The organism is Brevibacillus antibioticus, from assembly GCF_005217615.1.
Lineage (GTDB): Bacteria > Bacillota > Bacilli > Brevibacillales > Brevibacillaceae > Brevibacillus > Brevibacillus antibioticus.
This window is the reverse complement of sequence record NZ_SZNK01000001.1, coordinates 542,741-565,899: the sequence shown is the minus strand read 5'-3', so window position 1 is coordinate 565,899 and position 23,159 is coordinate 542,741. Positions and strand designations below refer to the sequence as shown.

The 23,159-nt window shown below is 48.1% G+C and carries 24 protein-coding genes; 5 read left to right on the top strand and 19 right to left on the bottom strand.

Annotated elements, in window-relative coordinates; genetic code table 11:
- Positions 1–39: 39 nt before the first annotated feature.
- Positions 40–264 carry a DUF1540 domain-containing protein gene (locus tag E8L90_RS02590; RefSeq protein WP_137027875.1) on the bottom strand — a complete coding sequence of 75 codons (225 nt, stop codon included), beginning with the start codon at positions 262–264 and terminating at the stop codon, positions 40–42.
- 100 nt (positions 265–364) lie between these two features.
- On the opposite strand from E8L90_RS02590, the gene E8L90_RS02585 reads away from it, so the two are divergent.
- Positions 365–1,144 carry an SDR family NAD(P)-dependent oxidoreductase gene (locus E8L90_RS02585; RefSeq protein WP_208759412.1) on the top strand — a complete coding sequence of 260 codons (780 nt, stop codon included), beginning with the start codon at positions 365–367 and terminating at the stop codon, positions 1,142–1,144.
- Here the strand turns inward: E8L90_RS02585 and E8L90_RS02580 are convergent.
- Both E8L90_RS02580 and E8L90_RS02575 read right to left on the bottom strand, forming a co-directional pair.
- A complete protein-coding gene (locus E8L90_RS02580; RefSeq protein WP_137027873.1) occupies positions 1,121–2,377 on the bottom strand; it encodes an MFS transporter in 1,257 nt (418 codons plus the stop codon). The genes E8L90_RS02585 and E8L90_RS02580 overlap by 24 nt on opposite strands.
- A 140-nt stretch (positions 2,378–2,517) precedes the next feature.
- Complete coding sequence (locus E8L90_RS02575; protein WP_137027872.1) at positions 2,518–3,735, bottom strand: MFS transporter; 1,218 nt, start codon at positions 3,733–3,735, stop codon at positions 2,518–2,520.
- A 164-nt stretch (positions 3,736–3,899) separates the two neighbouring features.
- On the opposite strand from E8L90_RS02575, the gene E8L90_RS02570 reads away from it, so the two are divergent.
- Both E8L90_RS02570 and E8L90_RS02565 read left to right on the top strand, forming a co-directional pair.
- Positions 3,900–4,634, top strand: coding sequence for an ArsR/SmtB family transcription factor (locus E8L90_RS02570; protein ID WP_137027871.1), 735 nt, complete (start codon positions 3,900–3,902; stop codon positions 4,632–4,634).
- Positions 4,606–5,925, top strand: coding sequence for an MFS transporter (locus E8L90_RS02565; RefSeq protein ID WP_137027870.1), 1,320 nt, complete (start codon positions 4,606–4,608; stop codon positions 5,923–5,925). Before E8L90_RS02570 ends, E8L90_RS02565 begins: the two co-directional genes overlap by 29 nt.
- 71 nt (positions 5,926–5,996) lie before the next feature.
- On the opposite strand, the gene E8L90_RS02560 is transcribed toward E8L90_RS02565, so the two are convergent.
- The 14 genes from E8L90_RS02560 to E8L90_RS02495 all read right to left on the bottom strand — a co-directional run bounded on the left by E8L90_RS02560 (position 5,997) and on the right by E8L90_RS02495 (position 19,606).
- Positions 5,997–7,433: a serine hydrolase gene (locus E8L90_RS02560; protein WP_137027869.1), complete on the bottom strand. Its 1,437-nt coding sequence runs from the start codon at positions 7,431–7,433 to the stop codon at positions 5,997–5,999.
- A 26-nt stretch (positions 7,434–7,459) separates the two neighbouring features.
- A complete protein-coding gene (gene menC, locus E8L90_RS02555; RefSeq protein WP_137027868.1) occupies positions 7,460–8,572 on the bottom strand; it encodes an o-succinylbenzoate synthase in 1,113 nt (370 codons plus the stop codon).
- On the bottom strand, positions 8,553–9,560 hold the full coding sequence (locus E8L90_RS02550) for an ABC transporter ATP-binding protein (protein WP_137027867.1): 1,008 nt from the start codon (positions 9,558–9,560) through the stop codon (positions 8,553–8,555). The genes menC and E8L90_RS02550 overlap by 20 nt, the downstream gene beginning before the upstream one ends.
- On the bottom strand, positions 9,557–10,552 hold the full coding sequence (locus E8L90_RS02545) for an ABC transporter ATP-binding protein (RefSeq protein ID WP_137027866.1): 996 nt from the start codon (positions 10,550–10,552) through the stop codon (positions 9,557–9,559). Before E8L90_RS02545 ends, E8L90_RS02550 begins: the two co-directional genes overlap by 4 nt.
- Positions 10,553–10,575: 23 nt before the next feature.
- Positions 10,576–11,430, bottom strand: coding sequence for an ABC transporter permease (locus E8L90_RS02540; protein ID WP_137027865.1), 855 nt, complete (start codon positions 11,428–11,430; stop codon positions 10,576–10,578).
- Between the two features lie 15 nt (positions 11,431–11,445).
- Complete coding sequence (locus tag E8L90_RS02535; RefSeq protein WP_137027864.1) at positions 11,446–12,366, bottom strand: ABC transporter permease; 921 nt, start codon at positions 12,364–12,366, stop codon at positions 11,446–11,448.
- A 17-nt stretch (positions 12,367–12,383) separates the two neighbouring features.
- Complete coding sequence (locus E8L90_RS02530) at positions 12,384–13,982, bottom strand: ABC transporter substrate-binding protein (RefSeq protein ID WP_137027863.1); 1,599 nt, start codon at positions 13,980–13,982, stop codon at positions 12,384–12,386.
- A 25-nt stretch (positions 13,983–14,007) separates the two neighbouring features.
- Positions 14,008–14,886: a MurR/RpiR family transcriptional regulator gene (locus tag E8L90_RS02525; protein ID WP_137027862.1), complete on the bottom strand. Its 879-nt coding sequence runs from the start codon at positions 14,884–14,886 to the stop codon at positions 14,008–14,010.
- Positions 14,887–16,380: a M81 family metallopeptidase gene (locus tag E8L90_RS02520; protein WP_137027861.1), complete on the bottom strand. Its 1,494-nt coding sequence runs from the start codon at positions 16,378–16,380 to the stop codon at positions 14,887–14,889.
- A 204-nt stretch (positions 16,381–16,584) separates the two neighbouring features.
- Positions 16,585–17,361 carry a GTP-sensing pleiotropic transcriptional regulator CodY gene (gene codY / locus E8L90_RS02515; RefSeq protein WP_137027860.1) on the bottom strand — a complete coding sequence of 259 codons (777 nt, stop codon included), beginning with the start codon at positions 17,359–17,361 and terminating at the stop codon, positions 16,585–16,587.
- A gap of 201 nt (positions 17,362–17,562) precedes the next feature.
- Positions 17,563–18,339, bottom strand: a complete 777-nt coding sequence (locus E8L90_RS02510) for a sporulation protein (RefSeq protein WP_137027859.1) — start codon at positions 18,337–18,339, stop codon at positions 17,563–17,565.
- A gap of 56 nt (positions 18,340–18,395) precedes the next feature.
- Positions 18,396–18,941: a sporulation membrane protein YtrI gene (locus E8L90_RS02505; RefSeq protein WP_137027858.1), complete on the bottom strand. Its 546-nt coding sequence runs from the start codon at positions 18,939–18,941 to the stop codon at positions 18,396–18,398.
- The gene (locus tag E8L90_RS02500; protein WP_007720892.1) at positions 18,938–19,249 is read right to left on the bottom strand and encodes a YtrH family sporulation protein; all 312 of its coding nucleotides are present in this window, start codon (positions 19,247–19,249) and stop codon (positions 18,938–18,940) included. Before E8L90_RS02500 ends, E8L90_RS02505 begins: the two co-directional genes overlap by 4 nt.
- Before the next feature lie 132 nt (positions 19,250–19,381).
- Positions 19,382–19,606, bottom strand: coding sequence for a hypothetical protein (locus tag E8L90_RS02495; protein WP_015892387.1), 225 nt, complete (start codon positions 19,604–19,606; stop codon positions 19,382–19,384).
- A 329-nt stretch (positions 19,607–19,935) separates the two neighbouring features.
- Between E8L90_RS02495 and E8L90_RS02485 the strand changes: the two genes are divergently transcribed.
- Together E8L90_RS02485 and E8L90_RS30060 are read left to right on the top strand one after the other, a co-directional pair.
- Positions 19,936–21,183, top strand: coding sequence for an MFS transporter (locus tag E8L90_RS02485; protein ID WP_137027856.1), 1,248 nt, complete (start codon positions 19,936–19,938; stop codon positions 21,181–21,183).
- Positions 21,184–21,280: 97 nt separating this feature from the next.
- Positions 21,281–21,418 carry a hypothetical protein gene (locus tag E8L90_RS30060; RefSeq protein ID WP_167497574.1) on the top strand — a complete coding sequence of 46 codons (138 nt, stop codon included), beginning with the start codon at positions 21,281–21,283 and terminating at the stop codon, positions 21,416–21,418.
- A gap of 70 nt (positions 21,419–21,488) precedes the next feature.
- Here the strand turns inward: E8L90_RS30060 and E8L90_RS02480 are convergent, their stop codons facing one another.
- Complete coding sequence (locus tag E8L90_RS02480; protein WP_137027855.1) at positions 21,489–22,004, bottom strand: hypothetical protein; 516 nt, start codon at positions 22,002–22,004, stop codon at positions 21,489–21,491.
- A 40-nt stretch (positions 22,005–22,044) separates the two neighbouring features.
- On the bottom strand, positions 22,045–23,124 hold the full coding sequence (locus tag E8L90_RS02475; RefSeq protein ID WP_137027854.1) for a M42 family metallopeptidase: 1,080 nt from the start codon (positions 23,122–23,124) through the stop codon (positions 22,045–22,047).
- Positions 23,125–23,159 lie beyond the last annotated feature (35 nt).

Here is a 23,159-nt window from a genome sequence, read left to right as displayed (position 1 = left end):
CACCTTAAAGGGATACGTCCTTTTTGCGCCAAGACAGCGTTATTTCTTCGCTGATGTCTTCGGCTTGAACGTCAGACAACAGGTCTCAGACGACGTCTTTGCCTGATCCTGATGCTGCGTGTTTTGACCGTACTCCCCTGCGAATTCTTCTTTCAGGTTTACGGTAGCGTGAGCGTCAATCTCCACCATGATTTCTTCGGCGTTGCAAAGATTGCCCTTCGCCCAATACTCACAGTTTGCTACAGAACATTTTACTGCTGGCATGTGCATTCACCCCCTAGTGGCTAGCCTTCACATCAACTTAGGGGCTTATACTTTGCCATTTACAATGGAAACAAACTCTACAAGGAAAGAAGAGGATGACATGTCGATTCCCCGTATTGTCGTCATCACCGGGGCTTCTGGTGGCCTTGGTCTAGCTTTGACTCGACTTCATTTGGAAAAAGGAGACTGTGTCATTGCCACAAGTCGCAAAGCGATCACTCAGGATCTCCTATCCCTACAAAAAGATTATCCTGATCGACTCCATCATTACCCGTTAGACGTAAGCCACAACGAAGACATTCGGCAGTTCGCTGCATGGGTGCATATTCGCTTCGAACGTTGCGATTTTCTTTACAACAATGCCGGGATGGCCGTCTTTGAACCGTTGATCGAAATGCGCGTAGAAGAGCTGGAAGAAACACTGCGAACGAATATTTCCGGTGTTCTCTACACGACCCGCGCCTTTTTGCCGATGATGCTTCATCAAAAAGAAGGTCATATTATCACTGTTGCCTCACTTGCCGGTCATGTCGCAACTGCCAAAGCTGCGGTATATGCTGCCAGCAAAGCAGCAGTCATCCGCTTTAGTGAGGGATTGCGCCACGAGTTGCAAGGCACTGGAATTGCTGTAACATGTGCGATGCCAGGTCCGATCGACACACCCTTCTTGGATAAGGCAGACAAAACAGGTAGCTATCGCAGCAAAGTGGCTCATTATTTATTGACACCGGACCAAACGGCAAAGACCATTTATCGAGCAGCGGAAGCGAAGCGCCCGGAGATTGCCATGCCATTTCGATTGCATGCGCTCTCCCGCATTTACTTCCTATTACCTCAGTGGCTAAAACACCTCGTCTCACCTCTCCTCAATCGGAAGTGATGAGGAATCCTCCAAGTTTTTCAATGCCCCGAATGCAAGCAGACCAAAAATGATGCATACGGCTGCTCCGGCTCCAATGATCCCTTGAACGCCCAAGAAGGGTATGAGGAAGCCAGAGACAGCCGCTCCCGCTGGCATTCCTGTCCCCGTAATCGTGCGAACGCTGGTTAATACCCGCCCCAAGAGAGCATCGGGCACCTGCTTTTGCAGATAGCTTCTGTACATGATGTTATAAGGAGCAAAGCAAAAGCCTGCCACAACCATCGAAGCCATCGCGATCTCTAACCGCGAGAATAAAGCAATCGGCAACGTGGTCAATCCCCACGCGACAATAATCCCTGCTAGTGTCGACCCCAACGGAAGTTTCCACGTAACCGTCGAGAAAAAGAGAGAGCCTAGTAATGCCCCGACTGCCAAAGAAGACCACAGCATCCCTAATGCAATAGATCCTCCTGCCAAATCCTGATTCGCATACAGGGGCAGTGCAATTTCAATGGGACCGTACGACATGTTAAATAAAAATGTAAAAAAGACAAGAATAATCAATTGCTTGCGTCCAAATATATAGCGATATCCTGTCCGCATGTCACTCAAGAGGGAACGAAAGAACACTCCCATTTGACCTTTTTCAATCGTTGTAGGATTCGCACTTTTCGTAAGCTCACGCGGCAACCGAGAGAAACAGAATGCACATACAAAAAAGCTTGCCGCATCAATCAACAGAACATAAGCTTCCCCAATCAAACCGATTAAAACACCTGCGAGTGCCGGTCCAAACATATAAACAATTTGCCATTGCGTTTCCATCACGCCATTCGCCTTGACCAATCGATTTTTGTCCGAGACGATTCTCGGCAATAAAGTCTGGGCCCCAGCTGTGCTTAACGGAGAAAGGATTCCTGCAATCACAATCAGTACGTATATCACAAATAACGGAACTTGATCGACTTGCAATAATGCGACCAACGCTATAAAAATAAGTCCTCGCGCCACATTGTCCATCATGATGAGTTTGCGTCGATCAAACCGATCTAGCAAAACTCCCGCTACTAAACCAGCAAAAACAGCAGGGAGCATATACGCAAGAACGACCCCACCCATCGCAGCAGGTGAGCCTGTTTTATTCATGACAAACCACGTCAAGCCCATCCAGCCAAACTGATCCCCCAGACTAGATAAGAACATCCCCAGCCAATACCAGCGAAATGATCGCTGCCACCATAATTCCTTCATGCTGCATCTTCCTTTTTCTCTATATTTCCATTCATTGTATAATTATATTCATACTTTTTCAACAATTATATTTATTAAATATAATTGTTTCATTTTATACAAAAAAGAGCCTCTGCTCTAAATAAGCAGAGGAATCTCTCCTACGTCATTACTGTACGTCTGTGATCTTTTTGTAGCTTACGACGGATCCAAAGCCACAAGAGTCCGGCTACAACCCCAAAGAAGCCAAGCCACACGGAGACAGCGGCACTACCGACCTGCTCTGCACTGAATCCGAGAATCAAGCAGCTCGCAGAAAAGCTTCCCATGGTTGCCATTTCCCGAATGGAAAAAACGCGAGCCAGATAAGCAGGATCAGACAGTCGTTGCAGCTTCGTCACAGACAATATCGATGAACTAAACTGAGCCGTTGATGCAAAGAGAATCGCTATTGCCAGTCCAAGTAGTGGTTTTGCATGAAACACGGCTATAATCGAGCATCCCATCGCTACGAGTGCCCATCCTTGGACACGCCACGTTGCTTTCTCGCTCAGGCTGTCAGACAGCTTATTCACGGCAATCCCAGCGATCACACCTCCGAGTCCCAACGGAATATCCAAGAGTCCGAATACATACAACCCCTCTCCCCGCTCCGTAAGAACATAGTACATCAACATAATGTAATACGCGCCGCATACCCGTTCTGCCATCTGATAGCCGATCACACTGGCAATTTCCCGATGCTTGCCGATATAACGGAAGCCCTCTTTTAGCCTTTCCATAAAAGGTACAGCCACTTTCGAATCAGCAGAGTTGGCGATATGCGGGAGCGGCAGCAAGATGAACAGCGAAAACAAATAACAGGCGGCATCGAACAAAAAGTTGTAACGATAGGAGAACAAGTAAACCAGTACTGCTGCCACACCCTGACAAACAATAATGAGAAACGAGGTCGTCCCCTGCAAAAGAGAATTGGCAGCTAACCTGTCCTTTTCCTCCACGGATTGTACGATCGCTACTTGCATGGCTGGTTGGAAAAAAGCACTGCAAATATTGGCCAGGATCAATAACAAAAAAGCCACCCATAAGTAGGTCGCAGATGTGATGAAGAAAAACAAACTGACGAGAATGCCGCGAAGCAGATTGACGACAATCATGACCCGCCGTTTATCCCAATTCTCCACAAGCGTCCCTGCGAAAAAGCTGGCAAACACATAAGGGAGCATGCGAAACACAGTCCCTGCCGCAAAGGAAAGACCCGATCCACTTAAATCATGTAAAAGTCCAACGACCGCAATAAATGTAAATTCATTTCCGATGATGTGTACAATATGGGCCGTATACAAACGACGAAAGACGGGATGTTGTAAGATCGCCACAGGAATGCATCCTCTCACCGTTTTCAGTATTGTAGCATTTGTCGAAAAATAAACGCAAATCCATCTTGCGAAACGGATCGTTTTGTTGTTACAATACGTTCAAATAAAACTGAACGTCTAAAAATATAAAAACATTCACGTTCAGCGAAATGAGGTTGATCAACTTGAAACGATACGTAGTTGTGGAAACTTTGGATCAATTAAAAGCTGTCAGCGATTCCTTGCGCCTACAGATCATCACGATGCTGGTCAAGGAGGAATACACAGGCAAGCAGCTCGCGACCCTTCTCTCCCTCTCTCCCTCTAAAGTGCATTATCACCTAAAGGAATTGGAAAGCCATGGCTTCGTTGAGGTCGTGCGTACGGAAGAAAAGAACGGGATCGTGCAAAAGTTTTATCGGGCAGTTGCTTACGACTTCAAGGTTAGTGATGATTTGCTGCCCTCCCTGCGCGAAGACAGTATCCTGTTGCAGGAAACGATGATAAATCACATGCGCTCCAGTATTAATCGCCTGTATAACGCACCAGACGAGTCATTCATGCTCTTTTCGGATCAAGAGGATCGTCCTCCTGCAATTGCAGTTAGCTCCGAAGTGAGAGCACCTCGAAAAGGAATATTTGCTTGGCTCACTAAATATAAGGCTTTACTTGAGGAGCTATCGGAAATGGAAGATCGCTACTTAGAGAGGATTGCTGCTGGAGAAGCGGAGGATACGGCTGAAAACTTTTACATGGTAACGGTCGGGTTCATGACAAATGAACGTTACTACGTCGCAGAAGACGATTCCTTGCCAGATAACTATGAGCACCAACAGTCTGAATTCAAGCATTACACCAGCAAGATTGTCGTGAAGAAAAAGAAGGAGGAAAATGGAGATGAGCACTCTGGCGACAAATAATTCCCTGTGGAAAAATCGATCGTTTGTCCGATTATGGTGCGGCACTTTATTTTCGGCAATGGCTGACGGCGCTTTCTTCATCCTGCTCAACTGGTATATCGTGAATGCCATGGGCTCAGGAGCAATCCTGGGCACGACTTTGATTTGTTTGTCCATCCCCCGTCTCCTCTTTATGCTGGCTGGCGGGGTAGCTGCTGATCGTTTGAATCGAAAATGGATTATGTTTTCCTCTCTTTTGGTTAGGGGAATTATTTTAGCCTGCTTCAGTTTGCTTATGCTTCAAGGAAATAGCGACTGGTTCCCAGTGAGCCTGTACGTCATGGCAGCTTTATTCGGAACAGTCGATGCATTTTTTTGGCCAGCACGCAGCTCGATTCTGCCCTCCCTTGTCTCTCGAGAACAACTTGCACCAGCTAACAGCTTAATGGAACTATGCCATCAGATTAGCATGGTTGCCGGACCGGTAGTTACTGCCTTATTAATTGGAACCGTTCCTTATCCGACCATGTTTATGATCTTGGCATGCACCTTCTTCGTAGGAACACTCTTTGTACTCTCTCTCCATTCACACTCATACACCAAAGACACGACTTCAGAGTCTACAACAGAATCAAGGGCAAGCTCCTATTTCAAAGATATCGTGGGAGGAATTCGTTTTACGTATTCAATCCCGATCCTCGCACTTATTTTAACAACATCACTGTTCACCAACATGATGTTCTCCGGCCCAGTTAACATGATCATTCCCATTCATGTAAATGACCTCGGATGGGACGGGAGTGCTTTTAGTTCACTCAGTACCTCACTTGGAGTGGGCATGATTATCGGCGGTATTTTGACTGCATTGTGTAAAGGATTCCGCGGAAATTTTATGTTACTCCCTGTCATTCTAGGATGTATGGGAGTTGGAATCAGCTCGTATTATTTCATTGAGGAGCTTTCCTTTGGACTTGTCTCTCATTTTCTCATCGGAATGGCACTCAGTATGACGAATATTCCGTTTATCACCTACATTCAAAGTATCGTCCCTGCCAACATGCTCGGTCGTGTCATGTCATTGCTTTCCTTGATGTCCATCGGCTTCGGGCCAGTCAGCTATGCACTGTGCTCCTTTCTTCTCGCCAAAAACATCACAACACCGAGGCTTCTATTATTCTTTGGCGGTATCATGTTTGTAAGTATCAGCCTTAGCCTATTCTTTTTCCGCTCGTTCCGGCAAATGGAGCAGCACCCGAACTGGAAACGAACAGCTATGGAGGAACAGCAGCTTCCCGCCACCCTTTCGTCTTAAATCTCTTCTATATAATAGAAAGAACGCGCACCTCGCGAGCTTGAGCTCTTGCAGGTACGCGTTTTGCTATATTATACAGTTTGTTCTTTTTCGGCAAGGACCTTTACCAGTTGACGAGCACCAAAGCCCATCCGTGTTACTACTCCTGCCTCATCGCGAACGAAGCGGATAAACGCATCCGTTTCTCCCCGCTTCATGACGAAGCTGTCTTCTCCCACTGAACGAAGTGGCATATTCGTTCCATTATTCTTCACTACTAGCTCGTTCTCTTCAATTTCTACTGATACAGTAGCCCCTTCGGACGAGCGGTACTCCCCTGTAAATGCAGCGAGTGCATCTACAGAAATTTCATAATCCGGGTATTGGAACGGTACTGTATTCGGAGAGCGTCCATTGGTTGCGTTTAAAATGCCATGCATCAAATCAGCCATTGGCCCGCCATCTGTGTTCATCAGTATGGCTCCCGTCAGGCCCCGCTCTGGTAAAATAAAAATTTGGGCCGCAACTCCCTTGATCGCTCCTCCGTGCTCAAAGAGTGTTCCATCATGGCAATTGGCTACAAACATGCCATAGGCGTATGCTTGAAACGGTGAAATCGAGAAATAAGGCTCCATCATGGCCTGCACACTCTCGGGTGAGAGCAAGCGATTCTCACCCGAGAGTCCACCCGTTCTGAATATTTCAGTATAACGCAATAGATCGTGAATCGTCGATTTCAGAAAACCAGCAGAGCGCATCGATGGTGAATCCCACCAGGAAGGGGAACGGTATACCTCACCGCCATCCTTTGGACTTTTTCGAGTGAATAGCGTAGCCACCTCTGCATCCTCTGGCAAATCTTCGATAAGAAAAGCACTGTTCTTCATCCCGGCAGGCACCAAAATATGGTCCTGCACAAACTGCTCGTAAGAAATCCCGCTCACTCGTTCAATAATCAGACCGAGCATGGCATAACTGTCGTTGGAGTAGCTAAACTCCGTTCCAGGTGCACCTAGAAACTCGTAATCCAGCTTGCCGATGTAGGTCATGAATTCTTCTTTTGTATTGATCTCCTCCGCTTTATCGAGATCAAACTCAAGACCGGAGCTAAAGGACTTAACATCCTCTCCCTCCACAATACTTCTTTTCATTGCACCCACTAATGTATCTAAAGGGGGAAAGCCGGCGGTATGTGTCATCAGATGATGGATGGTCATCTCGCGAGTGTAAGCTTCATTAGGTGTCCGTAGCTCTGGGAGATATTTGATGACCGGATCATGAACCGATAGCTTACCTGCGTCCTGAAGCTGCATAATGGCCACACACGTAAAGGACTTGGTAACAGAACCAATGCCAAACACCGTATCAGGGGTTAATGCTTTTGCATCCTCAGTGATGTCTGCCAAACCGAAGCCATGGAAATACTTCAGCTCTCCCTGCTCCGCCAATCCGACTGCCGTTCCTGTTACTTTTACCTCTGCAAGCAGCTTTTGCACGTATTCCTCAAATGATTGAACCCAATCCGCCATGCTCCTTCTCCCCTTTTCATTTTTGGTTAAGGCCGGAAGTTTGCCGTACGAATCACATAATTGCCGATCGCCTTTTGGTTCAGGGTATAACCGATGCCCGGGCTATCTGGAACTGCCAATTGACCGGGAGCCATTAGCTCTACACCATTCTCCACAATGTCTTCCTCCCAGTAACGGCTGGAGGCGGCTGTATCACCTGGGATCGTAAAATTCGGCAAAGAAGTTATGGCAATGTTGTGTGCGCGGCCAACACCCGACTCAATCATGCCTCCGCACCAAACCGGAATGTCGTGTGCCTGACACAAGTCGTGAATGCGCTTGGACTCTGTTAGTCCACCTACCCTCCCTACCTTGATATTAATAATGCCGCAGCTACCTAGCTCTATCGCTTTTCTGGCATCATCCACATTGTGAATACTTTCATCGAGGCAGATTGGTGTGGATAGCTCCCTTTGCAGCTTGGCATGATCAATAATGTCGTCATGGGCGAGTGGCTGTTCGATCATCATCAGCCCATATTGATCCAGCTCCTTCATCACACTTAAATGCTCCATCGTGTAAGCGGAGTTCGCATCCGCCATCAGCGGGACACCCTCGCCAAAGCGTTCGCGGATTGCTCGAATTACGTCTACGTCAAAGCCTGGCTTGATCTTTACCTTGATCTTCTTGTAGCCCTCACTGAGATGGCGCTCTACTTTTGCCAAAACTTGATCGACAGTCGGTTCAATCCCGATACTGATCCCAACGTCGATGACAGCTTTCTCGCCTCCTAGTGCTTTGGCGAGAGAGATACCTTTCTGCTTACTGTAGAGATCCCAGATTGCGCCTTCTAAAGCCGCCTTCGCCATGTTGTTGCGGCGAATCGGGGCAAACAGCCGATCCACATCCTCCGGGGTCTCGATCTCACTCGAAAACAGCTTCGGAATCATAAACTTTTCCATCATGTGCCATGCTGTCTCTGTCGTTTCTTCACTATAGTAAGGGGCTGACATCGCCACACTTTCCGCGTGCCCTACCTCTCCCTCTCCATACACACTGACCAAAATGAGCTCCTTGATGGTCGTATATCCAAAGCTCGTTTCAAAACGGAAACGAAGTGGCATGTGGAGTTGCTGCAATTCAATTCGTTCGATTTTCAATGTACTTCATCCCTTCTGTTCCATATAAATGACATGCGACATAATGTTGCGACGAAGCTAATGTAGCGACAGGACGCACTGTGCGGCAAATATCTGTAGCATACGAGCACCTGGTATGAAACGCGCACCCAACGGGAACATTCGCCGGAGAGGGAACATCCCCTGAAAGAACGATTCGCTCCTTCTTCCGAAACGGATTGGCTTTGGGAACTGCTGACATGAGCGCTTCTGTGTACGGATGTAACGGGCGCGTAAACAAATCTTTTTTGCTGGCAATTTCGACGATTCGTCCGAGATACATCACCGCAATTCTGTCGCTGATGTGGCGAACGACACCTAGATCATGTGAAATAAACAAATAGCTCAGGCCTAGACGGTGCTGCAAATCCTGCAAAAGATTCACGATCTGCGCCTGAATGGAGACGTCAAGCGCTGAAACTGGCTCATCTGCTACGATTAATGAGGGCTCCACCGCCAGTGCGCGAGCGATCCCGATCCGCTGCCGCTGCCCCCCGCTAAACTCATGGGGAAAGCGAGTCGCGTATTGAGCATTCAGACCGACCATCTGAAGCAGTTCCCTTACTTGATCGCGCCTTTCATTCGCCGACATCTGTGGATCTTTGACGCCTAACGCTTCCTCCAAAGCCCCTTGCACGGTCATCCGTGGATTTAACGATGCATACGGGTCCTGAAACACGATTTGCATTCGTTTTCGGAGTGGACGAAAACGTGCAGCCGACATCTCCGAAATGTTTTGCCCTTCAAATTCAATCGTTCCACCCGTCGGTTCAATGAGTCGCATGATGCTGCGGCCAGTCGTTGACTTGCCACAACCGCTCTCTCCTACCAACCCAAGCGTTTCGCCTTTTCGCAGCTGGAAAGAAACCCCATCGACTGCCTTAATCATTTCGTCGCGATTGCGAAAGAGTCCTTTACTAATGGGGAAATACGTCTTTAAATCGTTTACCGATAACAAGATATCACTCATACCGCCATCTCCTTGTTCTCGTACAGCCAGCATCGAACGGCCTGTGTGCCTGTGCCTGTGCCCGTTGCCATCAGCGGCGGTTTTTCTTGGTAACATCGCTCCTCGGCCTGCGAGCAGCGGAAGCGGAATGCACACCCTTGTGTCACTTCACCCAGTAGCGGGACACTGCCTTCAATCGGATCGAGGCGAAGCTTCTCCTCCTCATCCAAATCGGGGATGCAACGCAAAAGCCCAATCGTATACGGATGCTTCGGATGAGAAAACAGACTGGCAATGTCAGCTTCCTCTACGATCTCCCCGTAGTACATCACAAGTACACGATCAGCCATTTCAGCCACGACACCCAAGTCATGCGTAATAAGTAGCAGGGAGGTATGATCGTTCTCCTTCAGATCGTTCATCAGTTCCAAAATTTGCGCTTGAATGGTCACATCCAGTGCAGTCGTCGGCTCATCTGCGATCAATAAATCCGGGTTGCAAGCCATCGCCATAGCAATCATGACACGCTGCTTCATTCCACCTGATAGCTGATGGGGATACTCCCGCATGATGTCTTCTGCCCTCGGTACGCCCACTTTTTTGAGCATCTCAATCGCTTTTGCTTGGCGTTCCTTTTTCGATAAATCGGTATGCAGCTGATACACTTCCTCTAGCTGTCGACCAATCGTATGGACCGGATTGAGTGACGTCATCGGTTCCTGAAAAATCATCGCGATATCTTTTCCGCGAATGTTGCGAAGTTCACCGATACTCAACTGGTTCAATAAGATGTCCCGAAATCGAATGCTTCCCTCCATCTGCGCATTCGCCCGGGACAAGAGTCCCATAATCGCCAAGGACGTCACGCTTTTTCCACAGCCAGACTCGCCTACCAGCGCTACCGTCTCCCCTTTTTTCAGTTGAAAAGAAATGCCTTGCAGCGCTGGCAACTCACCCTTATCCGTCTTAAACTGCAAGCGTAAATCCTTTACTTCTAAAAGTACCTCTTTCATCGGCTCGTGCCCCCCTTCATCCATTACCTCGTTTTCGGGTCGAATGCATCCCGTAATCCGTCACCTAACAGATTGAAGCCAAGGACAACCAGCATGATGGCCAATCCAGGAAAAATGGACATCCACCAGGCCTGACTCAAGAATGCCTTGCCGACAAAAACCATGGCTCCCCACTCTGGCATCGGCGGTTGCGCACCCAGTCCAAGAAAGCTCAAGGCCGCTGCCGCTAAAATACTCACACCGAATTGAATCGTGGAAAGCACGATGATTGGGGAGAGAATATTGGGTAAAATATGCTTCAGCAAAATTTGCCAGTCCCTGATCCCCAGAGCGCGAACAGCCTCAATGTACTCTTTTTCCCTTATGGATAAGACCGCAGAGCGAACGACCCGCACATAGGACGGAATAACGGCAATCACTACCGCGATCATGGCATTCGTTAACCCAGGACCCAAGACCGCAATGACAGCGATCGCCAGAAGCAGGGCAGGAAGTGACATGAGAATATCCATGCCCTGCATGATAAACAGATCCACACGCCGATAATAGCCAGCAATAATACCGAGCGTTACACCGACCAAGGTAGAAAGCACAACCGTTATCAAACCCATCAGCAAGGAAATTCGTCCCCCGTGCAACAAACGGGAAAAAATATCTCTGCCGAAATCATCCGTTCCGAGAAGATGAGTCACACTCGGAGCGCTTAATCGGCTGTTAAAATTCATTTGTTCGACAGGATGAGGGGCAATGACTGGAGCAAGAAGCGATCCCAGTGTAAAGACGATCAGGATGACCACACCCGCCATTGCTGTCTTATTGCGTCTCAGCCGTTTGCCCATTCCTCCCCAATACGACTCCGGACGATTACTATTCACCATCCATCTGCTCCTTCCTTAGTCGAAATGGATTCGCGGATCAATCCGGCTGTAAATGAGATCCACGATCAAATTGGTTAAGGCAAAAATCAACGCCATGAAAAACACCATGCCCTGTATGGTCGGCATATCCCGTTTACTGATCGCCTCAATCGCCAGGCTGCCGAGCCCTTGCAGCGAAAACACGGTTTCCACCACCACAGCTCCAGCCATGAGCGCACCGAACTGCAAGCCTAACATTGTGACAACAGGAATAATGGCATTCGGCAGACCGTGGCTCAAAATAACTCGGAAAAGTGCCGCCCCCTTGGCCTCTGCTGTCCGCATGTAGTCCTGCTTGATGACTTCCAGCATACTGGAACGGGTCATTCGGGCGATCATCCCCGCTTCCGCCAAACCCAAGGTAATCGCTGGCAGTAACAGGGAGTGAATCCCCTCATAGCCGGAAATCGGAAACAAGGCCAGTTTGTAAGCAAAAATCCAGATGAGAAACAAGGCAATCCAGAAGCCGGGTGCCGAAATACCAAGTAACGAGGTAAGCACCACAAGCCGATCGATGATGGTGTTTTGCTTGACGGCAGCTATCGTACCCAACAAAATACCGAATATTGCAGCAATAATCACACTAAGGATGGCAAGCTGCATGGTGATCGGGAAACGGTTCATAATCTGATCCCATACCTTTTCGCCAGTGAATAACGATGTTCCCAAATCGCCAGCGAACAGGTTTCCAGCAAATCGAATGTATTGTTGCCACAGTGGTTGATCAAGACCAAGCTTCGCTCTCATTTGACTGATGGCCTCTGGTGTTGCAAACTGTCCGAGTATTTGTGTTGCGGGATCGCCCGGTATGAGGTGCACCATCAGGAAGATCAGGACGGAAACGCCAAACAGTGTACCTACCAGGGAAAATAATCTTTTTATTACATATCGGCGCATGCCCTCACCTCAGTTGTCTATTTTTCGAGCATGACATCATGCAACGTAATACCTTGCGTGTACGGATTGACCGTAAAGCCTTTAACGCCGCGAGTGGCTATCACCGTCTCACTTACCCATAAAGGGACCCAAGGCAAATCATTCAGCAAAATCTCCTGTGCATCTTCGTAAATCTTGAGACGCGCCTGCTCATTCATTTCCAAACGTCCTTTGTTCAGTAAAACATCTAGCTCAGGGCTGTTGTAATGAGTCCGGCTTGTTGAATTGCTCTTTTCGAAGATGAGGTACAAGATGTCCGCATCAAACCAGCCGTAGTACATCAAAGCCATGTCATACGACTTTTTCGAAATACGCTCTTTGATGGTTGTCATCTCTTGCACGCTAATTTTCATATCAATACCTGCTTCTTTTAGCTGGCTCTGCAAAATCTGCACCGCTCGCTGAAAGGCTGGCTCTTGAGAGACGAGCATTTCTACAGACAACGGTTTTCCATCCTTATCTACGATGCCATCCCCATCACTGTCCGTCCAGCCTGCTTCCGCTAGCAACTGCTTGGCTTTGTCTAAATCTCTCGTATACAACTGCTTCGCCTTGCTTTCAATCGCTTCACTGTAGCCATAAATCGTGGGTGCCAAAGGACCATACACCGGCTTGCCGAAGCCGTTCAACGCTACCTGAACAAGTGGATCGCGGTCTACGGAGAGAGCTACTGCTTTGCGCAGACGGACATCTGAAAACAGTGGGTGCTTACTGTTAAAAGCGATGTATTTGTTTCCAACGTCCATTGCTTTCTCAATCTTGACTCCGGGCAGTGTCTCAAGCTCCGCAACCGAGTTCGGTGGCGCATCATACAACACATGGACCGTACCCTTTTTGAATTCCATCAGGCGTGTATCGTCGTCTTTCATAAACCGAAACACAAGGCTGTCGAATTGCAGAGGACCTTTGTTGGCAGCGTACTCAGGTCCCCAGATATAATCGGGATTTTTCTTGTAGGTGAGCGAAGCACCCCGTTCACGTTTGTCAAAGATGACCGGCCCCGTTGCAGATGGGTTATCTGAGAAGCCATCCCCTAATTCTTTTGCCTTTTTGGCGTCAAGCGGCGAAACTAATCCACCGACAATAACGTTAACAAACGGGGCAAACGGTTGGCTAAAATGCACCTTGAGCGTATGCTTGTCTGTTGCTTCCACTTTTTCAATCGGTCCTGCAAGCCCCTTCACAGGCGAAATGGCGAGCAAACGGTCAAAGGAATCTTTTACGGATGCTGCCGTCATTGGATCGCCAGAGTGATAGCGGACATCTTTGCGGAGGGTAAATGTCCAAACCTTACCGTCCTGCGAAATTTCGTACTTCTCTGCCAAACGCGGATGGAGTTTGCCTGTTGCATCGCGGGTCAATAGAGGCTCGTATATTAAACTGTTTTCCATGCTCAGCCAGCTCGTTTTGTGCATATCAAGCGAGTCTGGGTCCGTCAGGGAAGCGATGACTAATGTGTTACCTTTGGCCGACGTGTCATTTCCCGTTTGATTGGTCGGCTGTGAGGAACAGCCTGCAATCAACGCCGTTGCCACAAATACACTCAAGGCCCCTTGCTTCCATTTGTGAATTTTCATGTCCCGTCCCCCTTATCAATTGCCGTTACACTTCTGTCCCTTCCACAAACGGGTATATTTGTCGACTTGTCTCTTCGTATTCTTTCAGTCTTTGTTGTACCTGTTCTCCATCAGCCTGAACCACACCACTGATCAAAATATTCAGCATGGAAAAGATCGCCGTCATTCCTTTTAAGGCAGTAGGAGCAGGTGCGCTGACTTTCAAAATTTGATCGGCTACGGGTCCAATCGGAGATAGCTCATCGTCGGTAATCCCGATGATTTTGGCGCCTCTCTCTTTGGCTGCTTTTGCAAACAGGATCGTTTCAGTCGTATAGCGGGGGAAGGAGAGTGCGATCACGAGCCACTCCTGATTGATCTGGGTCAACAGATAGTTGACGTCATCAACTGGCCCATTGTACAGATGCGCGTTTCCTCTGACGACATTCAGTGTAAAGGCGAGCCAATGGGCCGGAGCAAAGGAGCTGCGAAACCCTACGACGAGAATGTGTTTGGCTGCCATAATACGTGAAATCGCTTGCAAAAGTTGGTCCTTTTGTAGCTCCCCTAACGTTTGCCGAATATACGCAACATCCTGCTCCATGTTATAAGAAATCAGGTCTTGTTTCCCCTTCATCTCCACAGCCGCTGTACGAAAACTGTGGATGGCATCAGCTTTTGGGACTTTTTCCAATAAGGAGCTGCGGATCTCGTTTTGCAATTCGCTGTACCCGGAGTAAGCGAGAGCGTAGGATAGTCGGATGATTGTCGTTTCGCTTGTACCGCTCAATGCCCCGACAGCTTTGGCTGGTTGAAGTGCAACGGTCTTCGGCTCCGCGAGAATGTATTTGGCTGCGAGTTTTTGTTGGTTGGTCAATTCCGGGTAATGCTTACGGATGCGCTCCTGTACGGATTCCATGATCATCTACTTCCTTGTCAATTGATGTAGGTTCCACTCTGTGGCTGGGTCTAACGGATAAATCGGACGAATGGCGCGCTCGTATTTGAAGAATCGGAAGTTGAGCGTCGTCAATCCCGGCGAATCAACGGTAATGACGCGTGCACTAATCGGTTCGAACGCTGCCCGGAAATGTGTGCTTGATTTCAAGGCCACGATTTTGTATTTGGTCACGTCGATTCCGTGCAACAGAAAAATTTGCTCATCCAGCACTTGCGATTTCACGGAGCAAACCAGTACATCAACCCCGTCAATTTGCAAGCGAACGGACTTTCCAAAATTCTCATGACCTCCTTGACCCATCGGCGTCGTCGCAATGAATTTTCCATCTGTCAAAGCTTTGACGTAGGCTGTTACTTCAAGTGGTTCTCCATGTAAGTAGTCTGTCTTTCCACCCAGTGATAGTTCTATGGTAGCGCCCACTCCAGCCTGATGGGCAATCTGGACCACTTCGGGATCGTAAATAAAACCAAAGCATGCATTTGTCAACTTGGCTTCCAGCATCGCCCGCAGCAAATGCGTTCCGTCTCCGGGTGTACCTCCGCCTGGATTATCTGAGGTCTCATTGATTACGATGGGCATGCCTTCCGTTTCCAGTGCCATCGCAATTCCCTCGGCAGGGGTGGGCATGTTTAGCTCGAATTCATCCCGCTTTTCCCAAATCAGACTGGCGACATCCTCGCTCACTTTTTTGGCGAGCTCCTGATCGTTATTCGTAACGCTTAAAACAGAGACGCCTAGCTCAGGAATGTCCGTATACGGAAATCCGTGGAAAAATGCACAGTCGATGACGCCATCTTCCTTTTCCCACGCCCAGCAGGCTTCGTTTATTTCGCGTGCTGGGGAATGATGAGTAGCTGATGTCGGAATCAATAGTGGCAGTCGGGTCAAATGCATGGTCGGCTTCATACCTTCCGTAACCATCTTATGCGCCAGGTCGATCGCTTCCATTCCGCGTTCATAGCAATCCACATGCGGGTAGAGGTGAACTCCCAGGAGAGCATCGGCCTCATCCACCATTTTTTGTGTCATGTTTGCATGGAGGTCGAGCGTAACAATTAAAGGAATGTCATAACCGACCAACTGACGCACTGATGCCAGAATGTCGCCCTCCAGATCATCTATTCCTTCTACAACCCCCGCTCCGTGAAGCCCCAGACAAATGGCATCTGCACCTTCTGTCGCAGCAATCGTGTCAAGAAGCTCCTTTTTAATCCGGTCATACGCTTCTCGCAAAATTGTCCCCGCTGGATACGTAAAGGTGATAAAGGTCGGCAAAAGCTCAATGCCCAGCTCTTCCGCGCGATCCACCATCCCTCCCGGAAAATTGCGAACGCCCCGATTGCGATTCACAATCGTTTCATGATAATCCCACTCGTAGCTTTGAAACATCTCGAGCGTCGTGGGCACATTGGAAAACGTGTTCGTTTCATGCGCAACCCCACCAATAATCACCTTCATTCTTAGACCCTCCATTCGATTTTGAAGTATGAACTTTAAAATTTTGATTTTTTCGAAGTTTCAACCTTTGTGGACATTATAAAGGGAGGAAAATCATTTATTCAATCGCTAAATCATGAACGTTTTATCGACTCTACTATACTCGTTGATTCATAAACAAAAGCCCTCCCAGTACAGGGAGAGCTTCTTTCATAGCTCATGCTATTATGAGGTTTTCCATTTCGCCAATTCAGATGGGAATTTGTCATTCAGCACTTTAATATAGGTACCCTTCATCCCTAACGAACGGGATTCCAGCACACCCGCGCTTGCTAGCTTGCGAAGAGCGTTCACGATGACAGAACGTGTCAGACCTGCTTGATCTGCCAGCTGACTAGCTACTAGCAAACCTTCGCGTGCATCCAATTGCTCCATAATCTTTTCAATCGCGATCTGTTCACTATAGGACAACGAAGAGAGAGCGATTTTGGCAAACGTTTTGTCGCGCACTTCATTTTCAATCTGTTCTGTGCGCTGACGAACAATTTTCATACCGATCACGGTAGCACCGATCTCGCCTAAAATCAGATCCTCTGTTTCAAACTGACCGTAAGCACGCAGCAGGACGAGTGTGCCAAGACGGCTTCCCCCTGCATTGATAGGAACAATCGTCGTCATCATTTGCGGGAAGACCGAATTCAACTCTTTTGGAACCAGGCTGTACGGGCTGGTAATCGGCTCGTTCGCCAAGGTTTGTGAAACTTCTAGCAGCTTCTGATGTACACCTTCCTGCAACTGCGTGGATGAACGTCCTTCTTCTTGCAGGGAAATCTCCTGATTCATTCCACTTCCCAGGATCGAGCCATCTGCGGTAATGATATAAACATTTGCAGAAATTACTTCAGATAAAAGCCTTGCGAGATCTTGGAAGCCTACTCCGCTGCCACCCATTGTTTTTTGAAGCATCACATTAATTTTTCTCGTTTTTTCTAACAAATTCATAATAATATCCTCCTCTGGATTCTTCATGCTCACAGTATTGTCAGAAAAATCCAGCCCTATACATGCAAATCGAAAAATTAAAAAGAAAGTTGTGTACAGGAATTTAGGTAGAAGCCTCGAGGGCGATTATTAAGACCTCTATAAAGAAAAAAGGCTGACAGAGTGGTCGTTTCACTCGTCAGGCCTTTTTTGTATCACACTCTAGCGAAGCTGTTGCTTAATGAGCGCTTCAATCGCTTCGGCAATGACATGGGTATGTTTGTTCACGTCTGCATTCGTTAAGCGGAAACGTATATAGCGTTCATCGAGATTAAACGCTTCTTCAAACGCTCCCATAAAGCCGCGCGCACGTTTGTCCAGTTCCAATAAAACTTCCAATTCGCCATCGCGAAGGAAGAAGACTACTTCGAGCTCCTCCAATTGGCTGCGGTATGGCCCTGTCGGACGGAATTCAAATTCCTGTACAAACGGATGATTGCGACCAAGGTGGCGATTATATTCGCAGTCTACCTTATACAGCTGGAATCCGACCTGTTGAACAGCATCCAACACTTTGGACATTAACGGATGTGGGCGAACCTCTATGAAATCGGAATCCCCCGGGTCAATCGCATTTTTAATATCGAGACCTGTCCGCAAGTAAACAGGTTGACGCCCCATCGTCAATGGTGTCTCAAAAGGCAATTGAAAAGCGAATGGCAGAACGGTTTCTTCTTTCGGTTTCAATTGTACCCGCTCAGACAGACGATATTTTACAAGTGTGCATTCTTCCTTCGTCTTAGAGTCGTTGATTTCTCTTTCATAGTGAGTGACGACATACATGTAGATTTCGTCGATTTCCTGGGCCACATCTCCTCCCTTGATATGAACCGCACCTCTGACCATATCTCCGGGAATGAGTGAATCCTGCTCAAGACGTGCATCTACTTGCGCGGAGCCAATACCTACACTAGCCAACAATTTTTTGAACATGGACATGTGTTCGCCTCTCCTTTATCCCGACCCAGACCTACATGATCTGGCTATCAGATATTCTATATTGAAATATACGGTGGAAGAAATAGAAAGTTTCGCGCAATCTTTTGCCAAACATCATCGGGTATAATGTCCGCTGTCACAAACACATGCAGCGTTCTACTAATCACCACCGTTTTGATTCGTACCTCCACGGTCGTTCGATCTGACAAAATATATTCGCGGCGTCGCAGCATTTCATGCAAGACCTGATGGACCTCCGCAACCTGCTCAACCTTCTTCCCTTTTAACGAAGCGAGATCCTTTTCCACACGATCGACTACTTGTACCACAATTGTGGCATGAAGCGGCTGCTTCTGATCCGCAGTGAGCACAGAGGCGCGTACGTCTTCGATAACGGTCTCTTGCTTTTTGCGATAGACCCGCTGATTTTGCTTTAGCTCCAAATTTTCCTCGTACAGTTTTTTGTTTTGCAGCTCCAAGCTTTTTTTGATCAGCATCATCTGTTCCATTTCGCGTCCGTATGTAAATAAAATCACGCTTCCGCCCAACACGCACCCCATGAGCAAAAGAGCGAGGTAACGTTTCCAAAGAATCACCTTCATGAGCGCACCTGAACCAGCCAATGCACACAAATTGTTCCGATATGGGCACCCAAAAATGCAACGACGATCATCACAAGCTGTTTAAAGACAGGTGTCAAATTTCCCATCAGTATTTTTTCGATCTGCAAAAACGAATCGAAAGTTCCGCCCAATGCGCCAACCAATCCCCATATTTTGAGCTGGTCAGCCAATTGGGCCATAGATAACAACGGAGGCTTTTCTGTGAGAAAAGCGCCCACCCCACCTGAAAGAGCGCCGCCGACCACAATGCCATAAGCCACGAAAAACGTCAAAATGACTTGTGCCATGTTATGCTTCATCCTTTCTTCGAACAAGCAGCATATGCTTATCCCTACGCTCGTCATCCCGGTTTTATAACAGAACTCGTTACCGTTCCAAATAAAAAACGGCATGCTCTATTGGGCAGCATGCCGGGTCGATCAGCGTTGGTTCCTTCTCCATTTCTTCAGTTTCTTTTCTATGCGCGGCGAGTTCATGATCATGAGATCCGTAAACAAGTTGACCATTTTCGGATTGCGCAGCATCTGGTTAAAAACCTCTGGATTTTGCTTGAACCATTGCTCATTGGCACGAATCCATTTCTTGAAAGCGTCGTTTGTTTTGTAATAGTGGTTCAATTGCCGAACCGGTCGATATCCACTCATCTTAATCTACCCCTTCGTCAAAAAATATCACGAGGAGAAAAACGATCACGATGATCCAGATGATCACTTCGAAACCTTCCTCGTTGAAGAAACCAAATCCTCTCACGCTAGATCCCCCCTTCATCCTGCCGCGCTCCTCGCACCATTCCCTACCGCCCATGGTACCTTTCCCTATAGGTATATGTGGTTCCACGCTTGTTGGATTGGACGCTTGCCTGCCTTCCTACCCATTTTGTGTGGTGGCCTACTTTGTGTTTGTGAAAAACGACGCATAGGGACAATCCTTTTCCACTCATACTAGAGAGGAATGAATCAAAGAGGAGACAACCATGACAGCCTCTACTGGATCTCTGTTACGCAACAAGCCTTACTTGCTGTTACTGCTAGTCGTCTTTTTCATGCACATGGCCTCTTATCTGGTCATTCCCGTCTTCCCAGTCTTTTTGCAAAAGGTACGGGTTCTTTCTCTCTCCCAAGTCGGCATCATTTTGGCAGCGGGAAGCATCACATACCAAATCGGAAGCTTGGTAGGCGGCTTGATGTCAGATCGCTGGGGCAAACGCTCCATCCTAGCCTTTGGGGCATTCCTTCAAGGATGTGCCATGGCAGGCTATCACTTCAGCCATTCCTATGGTTTCTTCTTGTTATTCTCGGCTGTCAACGGCTTGGGTCTTGGCCTGCTCGCTCCAACCATTAAAGCCATGATCGCGGATGAAGTGGATGAGAGCCAAAGAACCGCTGCCTTTTCGTGGAGAGGGATACTCGCTCACAGCGGGATCATTGTCGCAGGCTTGATCATTACGTGGATGACTGCGGGTGGGAAACAGCCGTTTCTCGTAGCTGCCGTTGTATACGGAGCACTTGCTATCTTTTCTCGCTTCATCCTTCCTGATGATCGCTGTGTGGGAACAGATTGCAAGCAAACACCGATTAAGGAGTATCGTCACATCTTGACCCATCGCAGCTTTTTGCTTTTCTCTGTGATCTCGCTCTTAATCTGGGCGCTTTATGCTCAATTCGCCATGATCCTGCCACTACGGGGAGAGCATGTCCTACATTCCGCTACGATGATTGGTCTCATTTGGACGATCAACTCGCTCAGTGTCGTCGTCTTGCAAGGGGTGATCTCACGTTTTATCCTACAACGCATCAATCCGTACTTGTCTGTCACAATGGGAACGATCTTGTTAGGTGCAGGGCTTACGCTCATGGGATGGGCAAACCACTTCCTCACATTGTGCGGGGCTGCGATTCTTTTCATTTTGTGTGAGATGCTGTTTATGCCGATGCTGGATAGTCTCGTCACTCACTTCGCAAAGGAAGAATGGTTGGGGGCGTACTTTGGCTTTTCCAATTTCGTCTCTGGGCTTGGGACGGCTCTTGGGACGGGATTGGGTGGAGCAATGGTTGAAAAACTAGGAGGAGTCGGTAGCATCTATCCGTGGATTGGCTACGGAGTGATTACACTGTTTTTGGCGGCGATTCTTGGTCTGTTTGTCCTATACGCCATCCCTCGCCACAAAAATGCTGTACTTGACTCCCCCACAAAAACTCGCAAAGAGGAAGGGGCCACATGAACGCAGAGGAACACGCACAGCATCAACAAGAAAAGCAGATGGAAGTGCTTAGGCGAGTACGCCTTGGCAGCCATGACTCTGAGAAAGGGGTAGTTACATGACTAAGCAAAACAAGAATTCCTCACTACAGCAAAATCGACCAGACGAACGCAATCGACAACCCAAAAACGTTCAAAACGATGCGCCTGGCTATGGTGACAAAAAACTGGAGGGACCAAATCGTCCTTCCACCTAACTCTTAGGCAACCATAAAAAAAGTCATTTTGCGCCTTCATGCAAGGGCAAAATGACTTTTTTTGTTTCCTTTACGCAATCGGTACGAGCTTGTACGGTAAGGAAAATGATTCCAACCCGTTCAAAAATGCTTGGCGAGACTTTTCATCAGGCGCAATGAGTTGGAGATAGCGTGTGAAATAAAACACGATGCGATCTTCTTTGCCTTCTTTTAAGCGATAGTGTGACAGTTGTGCGATGTCTGTCAGGTTATAGAAGTATTCATAGTGCTCCTGTGTAAAAGGTGCTTGAAAGATCCGGCTGACGACTACACCCTTGCTCAGATTTTCCCGCATGTTCTCTTTTGTTGCCCCGAGAAAACGAAGAAGTTCACCAGCCCGCTTCGCTCCGACCTTTTCCGCCAGTATACTGTCGTTGTACTCCACTTCCAAATCGGTCAATTTGTTGGAAACGGCTGCAAGCATTGCCATCAACACCTTGCGCACTGCCAGATTCTCCGTAGCAAATTGATTGTCAAACACATTAAATTCAAAGGACGTAGCTTCGCCCTGATGCCGTGTATACAATATGATCGCGTTCAAAAGCATTCCTCCGCTTTCTACTCACTCAACGATATTCTCCCTACCATTATCTAGGCAAAATCGATTCCCACGTCGCACGGTCCAGCTTGCGAATGACACTGAACAAAAGACGCTTGGCTGCCTCGTAATCCTCGCGATCAATGATCGAAGCATGGCTGTGAATGTAACGGGAAGGAATTCCAATAACAGCAGATGGCACTCCCTTGCCGTGGTACTGAACGACACCTGCATCCGTCCCGCCTTTTGCCACATAAATCTGGTACGGAATGTTCTCTTCTTCGCACGTGGAGATAAGAAGCTCACGCAATCCTACCGGCATGACGTACAGCGGGTCGTAGATGCGCATCAACAGACCACCGCCGAGTTTGCCGCCGTCATCTTTTACACCTGGTATATCTGTGGCTGGACTCGCATCCAATGCCATGAACAAATCCGGATCAATGGACGCAGCGGCCGTTTTCGCGCCGCGCTGCCCGGACAATTCTTCCTGTACAGTAGCCCCGACGTAGACGACATTTGGATGATTTTGTTTTTCGTGTAGCTCTTTTGCGAGTTCCACTGCCAAACTGCAACCATAGCGATTATCCCATGCTTTCGCCATGATGCGGCGCGGATTGGCCATGACCTGCAACGGGCAAACTGGTACAATTTGCTGACCAGCCCGTATTCCTACCTGTTCGGCTTCCTCTCGTGAATCCACGCCGATATCAATGTACATGTTGCGTACATCCATCGGGCGATTACGCTGATCGTCGCTCAAGACATGCGGCGGGATCGAGCTGATTACGCCCTCGACTGGTCCATTGTCCGTAATAATTTGTACACGTTGCGCGAGCAAGACCTGCCCCCACCAGCCTCCCAACGTCTGAAATGAAATAAATCCTTTATCAGAAATTCGGGTGACCATGAAGCCGACCTCGTCCATGTGACCCGCTACCATAATTTTCGGACCGTTCTCGTCACCACGCATAACGCCAAAAATACTGCCCAAATTGTCGTACATCAGTTCACTTGTATAGCTACTTATGTATTCCCGCATAATCTCGCGTACCGGACCTTCGAAGCCAGGCGCTCCTGGTGCCTGCGTCAAACGGTTCCACAGTTCAACTTGAAATTTATTTTCCATCGCCAATAATCCTCCTCGACCCTAGTTTCATGCCT

Coding starts and splice junctions, on each gene's coding strand:
- E8L90_RS02590 (WP_137027875.1), bottom strand. CDS start 264: ATGCCAGCAGTAAAATGTTCTGTAGCAAACTGTGAGTATTGGGCGAAG.
- E8L90_RS02585 (WP_208759412.1), top strand. CDS start 365: ATGTCGATTCCCCGTATTGTCGTCATCACCGGGGCTTCTGGTGGCCTT.
- E8L90_RS02580 (WP_137027873.1), bottom strand. CDS start 2,377: ATGAAGGAATTATGGTGGCAGCGATCATTTCGCTGGTATTGGCTGGGG.
- E8L90_RS02565 (WP_137027870.1), top strand. CDS start 4,606: ATGGAGATGAGCACTCTGGCGACAAATAATTCCCTGTGGAAAAATCGA.
- E8L90_RS02560 (WP_137027869.1), bottom strand. CDS start 7,433: ATGGCGGATTGGGTTCAATCATTTGAGGAATACGTGCAAAAGCTGCTT.
- E8L90_RS02550 (WP_137027867.1), bottom strand. CDS start 9,560: ATGAGTGATATCTTGTTATCGGTAAACGATTTAAAGACGTATTTCCCC.
- E8L90_RS02545 (WP_137027866.1), bottom strand. CDS start 10,552: ATGAAAGAGGTACTTTTAGAAGTAAAGGATTTACGCTTGCAGTTTAAG.
- E8L90_RS02540 (WP_137027865.1), bottom strand. CDS start 11,430: ATGGTGAATAGTAATCGTCCGGAGTCGTATTGGGGAGGAATGGGCAAA.
- E8L90_RS02535 (WP_137027864.1), bottom strand. CDS start 12,366: ATGCGCCGATATGTAATAAAAAGATTATTTTCCCTGGTAGGTACACTG.
- E8L90_RS02530 (WP_137027863.1), bottom strand. CDS start 13,982: ATGAAAATTCACAAATGGAAGCAAGGGGCCTTGAGTGTATTTGTGGCA.
- E8L90_RS02525 (WP_137027862.1), bottom strand. CDS start 14,886: ATGATCATGGAATCCGTACAGGAGCGCATCCGTAAGCATTACCCGGAA.
- E8L90_RS02520 (WP_137027861.1), bottom strand. CDS start 16,380: ATGAAGGTGATTATTGGTGGGGTTGCGCATGAAACGAACACGTTTTCC.
- codY (WP_137027860.1), bottom strand. CDS start 17,361: ATGAATTTGTTAGAAAAAACGAGAAAAATTAATGTGATGCTTCAAAAA.
- E8L90_RS02510 (WP_137027859.1), bottom strand. CDS start 18,339: ATGTCCATGTTCAAAAAATTGTTGGCTAGTGTAGGTATTGGCTCCGCG.
- E8L90_RS02505 (WP_137027858.1), bottom strand. CDS start 18,941: ATGAAGGTGATTCTTTGGAAACGTTACCTCGCTCTTTTGCTCATGGGG.
- E8L90_RS02500 (WP_007720892.1), bottom strand. CDS start 19,249: ATGGCACAAGTCATTTTGACGTTTTTCGTGGCTTATGGCATTGTGGTC.
- E8L90_RS02495 (WP_015892387.1), bottom strand. CDS start 19,606: ATGAGTGGATATCGACCGGTTCGGCAATTGAACCACTATTACAAAACA.
- E8L90_RS02485 (WP_137027856.1), top strand. CDS start 19,936: ATGACAGCCTCTACTGGATCTCTGTTACGCAACAAGCCTTACTTGCTG.
- E8L90_RS30060 (WP_167497574.1), top strand. CDS start 21,281: ATGACTAAGCAAAACAAGAATTCCTCACTACAGCAAAATCGACCAGAC.
- E8L90_RS02480 (WP_137027855.1), bottom strand. CDS start 22,004: ATGCTTTTGAACGCGATCATATTGTATACACGGCATCAGGGCGAAGCT.
- E8L90_RS02475 (WP_137027854.1), bottom strand. CDS start 23,124: ATGGAAAATAAATTTCAAGTTGAACTGTGGAACCGTTTGACGCAGGCA.